This is a genomic window from Methylorubrum podarium (assembly GCF_040270385.1).
GTDB classification, from domain to species: Bacteria; Pseudomonadota; Alphaproteobacteria; order Rhizobiales; family Beijerinckiaceae; genus Methylobacterium; species Methylobacterium podarium.
This window is the reverse complement of the sequence record NZ_JBELQE010000075.1, coordinates 1-9594: the sequence shown is the minus strand read 5'-3', so window position 1 is coordinate 9594 and position 9594 is coordinate 1. Positions and strand designations below refer to the sequence as shown.

Here is a 9594-nt window from a genome sequence, read left to right as displayed (position 1 = left end):
GGGGTCGGGTGAGGGGAGCGCCGCTTCCGGAAAGACCTGAGCCGCCCCCTCTCCCGCCCGCTCGCGCGGGCACCCTCCCCCGCAGAGGGGGGAGGGTGACGAGAGACCTTACGCCCCCCGGCGCGCCATCAACTGCTCGATCAGCGTCGCGCCGGTCTCCAGCGCGGACAGTTCCTCCGCCACCGTGGCCACCGTCTGAGCGATCTGCTCCGGCGTGTGCTCGGAGGTCATGAAGAAGCGCAGGCGCGAGGAGCGCTCCGGCACCGCCGGGTGGATGATCGGCTGGACGTTGATGCCGCGCTTGAACAGACGGTCGGAGAGCGTCACGGCTTTGAGCGAATCGCCGATGATGATCGGGATCACGGCGAGGCCGAGGCTCGAACCGGTGTTCAGCCCGTGCTTCTTGGCGAGCGCCAGGAACTGGTGGCCGTTGCGGCGCAGGCGCTCCACCCGCTCCGGCTCGGCCTGCATCACCGAGAGGGCGGCCTCGGCCGCGGCGGCGAGCGGCGGCGACATGCCGACGCTGTAGACGAAGCCGCCCGCGGTGCATTTCATGTACTCGATCAGCGCCGAGGGACCGCAGATATAGCCGCCGCAGGAGGACAGCGTCTTCGACAGCGTGCCCATCCAGATATCGACCTCGGCGGCATCGACCCCGCAATGCTCGTGCAGGCCGGCGCCGGTGCGGCCCAGCACGCCGAGGCCGTGGGCGTCGTCCACCATCAGCCAGCACTCGTAGCGCCGCTTCAGCTCGACGAAGGCGGCCAGGTCCGGCGCGTCGCCGTCCATGCTGTAGAGGCCCTCGATCACGATCAGCGCGCGGCGGTGCTCGTGGCGGGTCGCCTCCAGGAGCTTTTCGAGGGCGGCCGGGTCGTTGTGGGCGAAGGAGCGGCGCTGCGCCCCGGAGAGCTGCGCGCCCGTCACCACGCTGTTGTGGATCAGCGCGTCGTGGAAGATCACGTCCGGCGCTTCCAGCATGGCGCCGATGGCGGTGACGTTGGTGGCGTGGCCGCTCACCATGATCACGCAGGCATCCGTGCCGTAATGGGCGGCGAGCGCCCGCTCCAGCTTGAGATGGCCGGGCCGCTCGCCCGCGACGATGCGGCTCGCCGAGGCCGAGGTGCCGAACGCCTCGATCGCCTTGCGCGCCGCCCCGCTCACCGCCGGGTGCCCGTTGAGGCCGAGGTAATCGTAGGACGAGTAGTTGGAGTAGGCTTGGCCCTCGATGCGGGTCTGCGCGCCGGCGCGGGTCTCGTGCACCCGGAAGAACGGGTTGCCGAGGCCGATCAGGTCGGCGGCCGAGCGCTGCAGGCGCAGCTCGCGGTAGCCGGTCAGCTTCTCGAAATCCTGGGCCGATTCGTTGGCGACGGGCGCCCTGGTCTCGGCGGGAGCGGGGCTGGGCCGCGCGTTGGCGCGGCCGAGCCGGTTGGTGACGAAGCTCGCGAGTGCGGCCCGGCCGTCCTGCGGGCGTGACGGCTGGGTCATTGCAAGATCTCTTTGATGTCCGAGACGTTCTTCTCGACGAGTTCGTTGAACGGCGTGAGCGTGGCGGCGTCGAGGTCGCCGACATGCTTGGTCGCGAGGCTCAGGGTGACGCCCGCGGCCTCGTCCACCGGCGTCGCCACCGCCTGGATCAGGGTCTCGGTCAGCTCGTTGACGGTGAGCCCCGAGGAGATGCCGGCCGGCGGCGCGTCGAGGGCGAAGCGCTCCTGCAGGCTCGCCCCGAGCTCGACGCCCATCAGCGAATCGAGGCCGATCTCGGAGAGCTGGCGCACGCGGCTGATGTCGTCCTTCGGCAGGCGCAGGATGCGGGCGATGTCCTCGACGATGGCGTCGGAGACGACTTTTCGCACCGTGTCGATGTCCTGGGACCGCAGCAGCACGCCGATATTGATGGCGGCCACGCTGCCGGATTCCGCCTGCTGGTCGCCGCCGAGGCTGGCGTAGCTCGGCGAGCGCAGGGTGGCGAGGCGCTCGCGCGCCTTGCCCCAGTGCATCGCGGCGATCGCGATCACGCCCGCGTCGCTCGCGCCGGTCTGGCCCTCCAGCGCCTCGGCCATCAGGTCGAGGCAGAGGCGGGCCTCCATCGGCGTGACGCCGACGCGGGAGGACAGCGTCTCCATCACCGCCTTGTTGCGGGCGAGCACGCCGACATCGCCGATGGCGCCCCAGGCGACCGCGAGCGCCGGCAGGCCGAGGCGGCGGCGCTGGCGGGCGAGCCCCTCCATGAAGCCGTTGGCGGCGACATACGAGCCCTGGCCGGGATTGCCGATGAAGGTCGTGGCCGAGGAGAACAGCACGAAGTAGTCGAGCTTGCGCCCACGCGTGGCCGCGTCGAGATGCTGCGCGCCGATCACCTTCGGGGCGATCACCGCCTCCAGCGTGTTCGTCTCGATCGCCGAGATCAGCCCATCCTGCAGCACCATGGCGCCGTGGATCACGCCCGCGAGCTTGTTGCCCCCGGTCTCGATGCCGTCGATCAGCGACTCGACCGCGCGGCGGCTGGTGATGTCGCAGGCTTTCGTCTCGACCCGCACGCCCTGCTTGGCGAGGTCGGCGATGGCCGCGCGGCCCTCCTCGTTCGGCTTGCCGGAGCGGCCGACGAGCACGATGCGCTTGGCGCCGCGATCGGCGAGCCAGCGCGCCGCCTCGATGCCGAAGCCGCCGAGGCCGCCGGTGACGAGGTGGACGCCCTTGTCGCTGACCGCGAAGGCGTTGCGCCGGACCCGCGCCACGGAGCCGGGGGCGGGCGGCGTGACGACGATCTTACCGACATGCCCCGATTGCTGCATGAGGCGGAAGGCGTCGGAGGTCTCGTCGGCGGCGAACGGCTGGTAGGGCAGGGGCCGCAGGCCCCCGTCCGCGAAGAGCGCCATCACCTCGCGGAACATCCGCGCGCCGTCCTCGCCCTGGTGCTGGAGCACCTGATCGAGATCGACGCCGAAATAGGAGAGGTTCCGGCGGAACGGCCGCAGGCCGATATGGGTGTTGGCGACGTAGTCGCGCTTGCCCAGTTCCACGAAGCGCCCGAACGGCCGCAGGCAGTTGAGCGAGCGCTCCATCATCTCGCCGAACAGCGAGTTGAGCACCACGTCGACGCCGTCGCCGGTGATGCGGCGGACGTCGTCCACGAAGGCGAGCGAGCGCGAATCGAGCACGTGCTCGGCCCCGAGCGCGGCGACCAGCGCCCGCTTCTCCCGCGAGCCGGCGGTGGCGATGACCCGCGCGCCCTTCCACTTGGCGATCTGGAGCGCGGCGAGCCCCACGCCGCCGGCGCCGCCATGGACCAGCAGCCACTCGCCCTTGCGCAGGCGGGCGCAGGTGCAGAGCGCGTAGTAGGCGGTGAGGAAGGCGACCGGCACGGTCGCCGCCGCCGCCGGATCGAGCCCGGCCGGCATCGGCGCGACGACCATTTCCGGCACCACCACGTGGGTGGCGAAGCCCGACTGGGCGAAGGCGACGACCGCGTCGCCCACCGCGAAATCGACCACGCCGGCGCCGATGGCGGTGACGCGGCCGGAGACTTCGAGGCCGAGGCGGGGGCCGGCGAAGCCGTCCTCCAGGATCTCCTCCGGGAGCATCGAGAGCGCCCAGAGCACGTCGCGGAAGTTCAGGCCGGTGGCCGCCACCGCGATCTCGACCTCGCCGGGACCGGGGGCGGCGCGCTCGGCCGGACCCCAGACCATCTCGTTGAGGCCGCCGGTGTTGGAGCGCTCCAGCCGGGCGGCCGGAGCCGCCTCGCCCGCCGCGTTCGCGGCGCGGCCGGGATGGAAGCGCACGACGCGGGTGGCGTCGGCGTCGAGTACGATCTCGGTCTCGTCGGTGCCCGACAGGATGAGCGCCCGCAGCCGCTCGGCGGCGTCCTTGGAGGACAGGGCCGGAGCGAGGTCGATCCGGCGCACGTCGAGGTTCGATGCCTCGTTGGCGAGCGTCCGGCTGAAGGCCCAGACGCCGGCCTCGACCGCGGCCGCCTCGCCGCCCGCGTCGCGGGTGGCACCGGGGGCGACGACCCAGAGACGGGTCTGGCGGCTGCCGAGATGCTCGGCGCAGCGCTTCAGGCTGAGGCAGCGGTCGCGCAGGCGCCTCGCCGCCTCGCCCTCGCCGGCGAAGGCGCCGGCCAGGAACACCACGGTGTCCGGGGTCTCGCGCTCCAGCTCCATGAGCGACTGCTCGGAATCGAGGATGATCGAGACGTGGACGCCGCTCGCCACCAGCAGGGTCGCCAGCGAGGAGGCGGTCTCGGCGCCGAACTCGTCGTCGGAGCCGACGACGAAGGCGAAGCTCTGGCCGTGGCCGACCGCCGGGCGCACCGGAGCCTCGGCCACCAGCAGCAGGTCGTCGCCGTTGGCGGAGACCGCGCGGTCGGCGGAGACGCGCACGAGGCCCGAGGCGCTCAGGGTGCGCTGCCAGCCCGTCACGTCGTCGAGGCGCGAGAGCGGCATGCCGGCGACCGCCTCCTCGAACCAGTCCGGCGCGAGGCCGAAGACGAGGTCGCGGAACAGCGAGGCGCCGGGCTCGACCGCGACCAGCAGCCCGCCGGAGGCGAGCGCCGCGGCGAGCTGGCCCGGAAGGGCCTTGTCGGACCGGTGCAGCACGTCGCTCGCCAGCACGAGGTCGAAGGCGCCGGCCGGCAGGGCGTCGGCGGCCTCTGCCACGGTGACCGAGCCCGGCAGGCCGAGGCGTGCGCGCTCGGCCAGCCGCCGGTCGGTTTCCAGCACGGTCAGGCGGGCGTCGACCTCTCGGGCGAGCGCGGCGGCGCGGGCCGAGAGCGGGCCGAAGCCGACCTGAAGGATGCGCAGCGCCCGGTCGGACGGCAGCCGCTCGCGGCTCTCCGCCACGATCTTTGCCACGACCTCGGCGGCGGCCCGCGCCGTGGCGCCGCGCAGGTGGAAGGCGTCGAGCGCCGCCGGGGGCAGGCTCGCCGCGCTCACCGCCTCGCCCGCCACGATGCGCCCGACGAGGGCGGTGGTGTCGGCCAGCAGCACCAGTTCGGCGGCCAGTTCGGGATGGTCGGCCGCGATCCAGCGCATGGTCTCTTCGGGCGCCGGCAGGGTCACGTCCCGGCGCAGGCGCCAGATGCCCTTGTCCAGCGTCGCGAGCCCGCTGCTCTCGAGCGCGTAGAGGGCGTTGGTCGCCCAAGGACGCAGCGCCGCGGGCAGGCGGGTGTCGAGGATCACCTTGCCCTTCTCGGACAGGCCCTCGGCCAGACGGTAGGCGAGCGCCGTGGCCCAGCCCTCCAGCAGCAGGTGGCCCGGCCCGAGATCGGCCGTGTCCGGCGCGGTCACGGCGGCGAGGCTCGGGCGCAGGCGCTCGGCCACGCTCGGGCGGCGCTCCAGCGGCAGGGCGGTCGGCTCGGTGGCGCGCTCGACGCCCTGCGTGATGGCGTAGGCGTCGAGATCGCTGCCGCTGCGGGCGCGCAGGGCCTGGAAACGGCCCTCGCGGATCGTGGCGATCACCGCGCCGTCCGCGTCCGTCAGGGTGAAGTCGGCGAGGATCGAGCGCTCGTTGCAGCGCCGGGTGCGGATCTCGGCGCGGGCGATCGCGGCGCCGGGGCGCAGCAGGCGCACCTCGCCGAAGCGCACCGGCACGTAGGCCTTGGTGGCGCCCTCGCCCATCAGCTCGGCGAAGAGCAGGATCAGGCCGTGGAAGCAGGAATCGAGGCGCGCGGGCACGAGGCCGTAGCGCTCGTCGGCCTCGGCCGGGAGCAGTTCGGAGACGATGGTGGTCTCGTCGATGCGGGCCGAGGCCGCGACCTGCCGGAAGTTTTCGCCGAAGCCGAGGCCGGAGGCGAGCGCCCGGCGATAGAGCGCTTCGCCCGCGATCGCATGCTCGGCGGGGATCGTGAGATCGCGAGCGGCGGGTGCGGAAAAATCGCCCTCGATGATCTTGGCCGAGGCGTGGAGCTGCCACGGCGTCGGGGTCAGGCGGGGACGGCTGAGGATCTGGATCTGGTTGCCGGAGCCGGATAGGCGCACCAGCACCTCGCGCAGCGAATCCTCGGCGAAGACCATCGGCGACAGGATCTCGACGTCGGCGAGCGTCACGCTGTCGGAGCGCAGCGCCTGGCGGGCGACGTGCAGCGCCATCTCGACGAAGGCCGCGCCGGGCAGGATCACCTGGCCGTCGATGCGGTGGTCGTCGAGTTCCGGCACCAGCGCCGCGTCGAGATGGCCGTGCCATTCGAGGCCGTCGGGCGCGAGCCGGGTGCCGGCGAGCGGGTGGTAGGGCCGCGGCGCGGCGCCCGCGCCTTCCGTCGTCTCGGCGAGGCGGAACGGGCGGCGCTGCCAGGGATAGAGCGGCAGGGCGATGACGCCCGCCGGGTCGGCGCCGAACAGGCGCGCCTCGTCGACGGCGGCACCGGCGACGAGGGCGGCGGCCACCGCCTTGGCGATCGGATCGCCGCCGACGGGCTTGCGGTGCATCACGCCGACCGAGGCGACCTCGATGGCGAGCGGCTCGATGGCGTCGCCGATATGCGGCAGCAGGGTCGCGCGCGGGCCGACCTCGACGAAGACGCGGGCGCCCTGGCGGGTCGCCTCCTGCAGCGCCTCGCAGAAGCGCACCGGCTCGCGGATGTTGCGCCACCAGTAGCCGGCGCCGAACTGGGCGCCGGGCAGCACCGTGCCGGTCACAGTCGAGACCATGGCGGTATGGCCGGCGGCAGGCTTGAGACCGTCGAGGTCGCGCAGCAGCGGACGCTCGGTCGGGTCCATCAGCCGGCCGTGGAAGGGGTATTCGAGGTCGAGCTTGCGCCCGCGGCGGCGCTTGCGCGCCAGCGCCTTCATCGCGGCCTCGATGTCGTCCTCGGGGCCGGCCACGGTGATGGCCTTGGGGCTGTTGTAGGCGGCGATGTCGAGGGAGGGGTAGTCGGCGAGGAACGCCTCCATCTCCTCGACCGGTCCGAGCAGCACCGCCATGGTGCCGAAGCCCCGCGTCGTCTCCTGATGCTTGCTGCGGTAGAAGATGACCCGCACCGCCTGTTCGAGGCTCAGGATGCCGGCGGCCTCCGCGGCCGCGATCTCGCCGACGCTGTGGCCGAGCACGGTGCGGGGGGCGAGGCCCTTGGCGCGCAGGGCCGCGGTCGAGGCGCTCTGGATCGCGAAGATCAGCGGCTGCGAGACGCGGGTGAGGGAGAGGCGCGCGTCGAGATCCTCGGCGAACATCGCCTCCTTCAGCGACCAGCCGGACAGCTTCTCGAACAGCTTGTCGGTCTGATCGAAGCGGGCGCGGAAGGTCGCGCTGGCCTCGTAGGCCTCGCGGCCCATCCCGACCCACTGGCTGCCGTTGCCGGAATAGACGAAGGCGACCTCGGCCTGGCGCTCGACCGCGGTGCCGATGACGGCCGCCTCGGTCTCCTCGCCCTCGGCCAGCGCCCGCAGGGTGGCGGGGATGTCGGTCTCGGCGCCGATCGGCAGGGCGAGCCGCGTGGCGAGGCGCTCGCGGCGGTGGAAGGCGGCGGCCGCGACGCGGGCGGCCTCGTCCGGCGCGGCGCCGTCGAGGCGCGCGGCGTAGTCGAGGGCGAGGTCGTTCAGCGCCGCGCGGCTCTGGGCCGAGAGCAGCAGGATCTCGGGGGCGCGGTCCGCGTTCGCCACCGCCGCGACGGGGGCGGGGTCGGTCAGCACGACGTGGGCGTTGGTGCCGCCGAAGCCGAATGAGTTCACGCCGGCGAAGCGCTCGTCCCCGGTGCGGGCGAGCGGCAGCGGCGCGCGGTTGACCGCGAGCTTCAGCGTCTCGAACGGGATCTCGGGGTTGAGTTCGGGCGCGTGCAGCGAGGGCGGCAGGAGGTCGTTCTCGAGGGCGAGGCTCGCCTTCAACAGGCCGGCGAGGCCCGAGACCGGCTCGGTATGGCCGATATTGGTCTTGATCGAGCCGATCGGCAGCGGCGCCCGCCGCGGCTTGCCGAGCTTGGAGCCGATCGCCCCGGCCTCGATCGGGTCGCCCACCGGCGTGCCGGTGCCGTGCGCCTCGACGAAGGCGATCCGGTCGAGGTCGATCTCCGCCTCGCGGTAGACCTGCTCCAGCAGCGCGCCCTGGGCGTGGCCGGAGGGAAGCGAGATGCCGGTGGTGCGGCCGTCCGAGTTGACGCCGCTCGCCGCGATCACGCCGCGCAGGGGCCGGCCGCTGCGGGCGGCGGCCTCGGCCGATTGCAGGATCAGCACGACGCCGCCCTCAGCGCGCACATAGCCGTCGGCGGTCGACGAGAACGCCTGGCACAGGCCGGTGCGCGAGAGCATCTGCGCGTTGGAGAAGGAGATGAAGTTGAACGGGCTCGCCAGGATGTTGGCGCCCGCCACCACGGCGGTGTCGACCTGACCCGCCTCGATCGCCGCGATCGCGGCGTTGAGCGCGACCAGCGAGGACGAGCAGGCGGTGTCGAGGGTGAAGCTCGGCCCCTTCAGGTCGTAGATGTAGGAGATGCGGTTCGAGATGATCGAGAGCGTGTTGCCGGTGGCGGCGTAGGCGTCGCCCGAGGACGGATCGAGGATGCGCAGGTTGCCGTAATCCAGCGCCGAGGCGCCGACGAACACGCCGATATGGCTGCCCGCGACCGACGAGGGCCGCAGGCCCGCATCCTCGAACGCCTCCCAGGTCAGTTCCAGCAGCATGCGCTGCTGCGGGTCCATCTGCTCGGCCTCGCGCGGCGAGATGCCGAACACGCCCGGATCGAACGACCAGATGTCGTCGAGCACGCCCGCGGCCCAGGTGTAGCTCTTGCCCCGCTCCTGCGCCCGCGGGTGGCCGAAGGCCTGAAGCGACCAGCGGTCCTCGGGGATGCGCGAGACGGCGCAGCGCGCCTCCGTGAGAAGCTGCCAGAGCCCCTCGACGTTCTGAGCCCCGGGCAGGCGGCAGGCGCGGCCGACGATCGCGATGTTCTTGCGGTGAGTCACGTCGATCCGTTTACGCTCGTGAGGCAGGGACCGGGGGTCCGTCCGACGCGGGCATTTCCCCCGCACCGCGAATGTCTCGTGAAACCTCGGCTTTCACAGCGGCGCCCCTATGGAGGGCGGCCGACGACCGGAGGTTTTAAGAGGCACTCTTAATCTGACCGACAGGACCGTCCAACCCGCTTGGCTGCAACCCCTCTCTTAATCCAGAGAGATTGGGAGATTGTGTGGCACGTATTCATCAGTGAATCGTTGATGGCCAAAAAGCGGCGAAATGCCGAGACCAACAAATATCAGTCGGGAATGTTGGGTCGCGTTCGCAAATTGCCATCGTCTCGCCGCGAATGTGGCGAAGAACTTGCGAATATTGCCGAGGATTTTAGGTTATCTTTTTCGCTCTTCCCTTGAGATCGATTTCGGCGTGAGCTGCCGGGTTGCTGCGCTTGCAAGTTGCAGCGGTCCTGCTGATCAGATGAGACGGCTTCGAAAATGCCCCCGGATCGGTGGCGGATCGGCGGTCGCCCTCATGCAACCCCGATGCCGGCATAGGCGAAGCCGTGGCGGACGACCTCTGCCGGCGCGTAGACGTTGCGCAGGTCGACGAGGACGGGGGCGGCCATCAGCGCCTTCAGCCGCGCCAGATCCAGCGCGCGGAACGCGTTCCACTCCGTCACGATCACCAGGGCGTCCGCCCCTTCCGCGCAGGCAT

General features: G+C 72.0%; 3 protein-coding genes. All 3 read right to left on the bottom strand.

The window, feature by feature from the left end:
- Positions 1-108: 108 nt before the first annotated feature.
- Positions 109-1485, bottom strand: a complete 1377-nt coding sequence (locus ABS772_RS13010) for an aminotransferase class I/II-fold pyridoxal phosphate-dependent enzyme (RefSeq protein ID WP_350395080.1) — start codon at positions 1483-1485, stop codon at positions 109-111.
- A complete protein-coding gene (locus tag ABS772_RS13005; protein WP_350395078.1) occupies positions 1482-8888 on the bottom strand; it encodes an SDR family NAD(P)-dependent oxidoreductase in 7407 nt (2468 codons plus the stop codon). Before ABS772_RS13005 ends, ABS772_RS13010 begins: the two co-directional genes overlap by 4 nt.
- 521 nt (positions 8889-9409) lie before the next feature.
- Positions 9410-9594, bottom strand: a 185-nt coding sequence (locus ABS772_RS13000; RefSeq protein WP_350395076.1) for a UDP binding domain-containing protein, incomplete at its 5' end; no start/stop codon positions are given.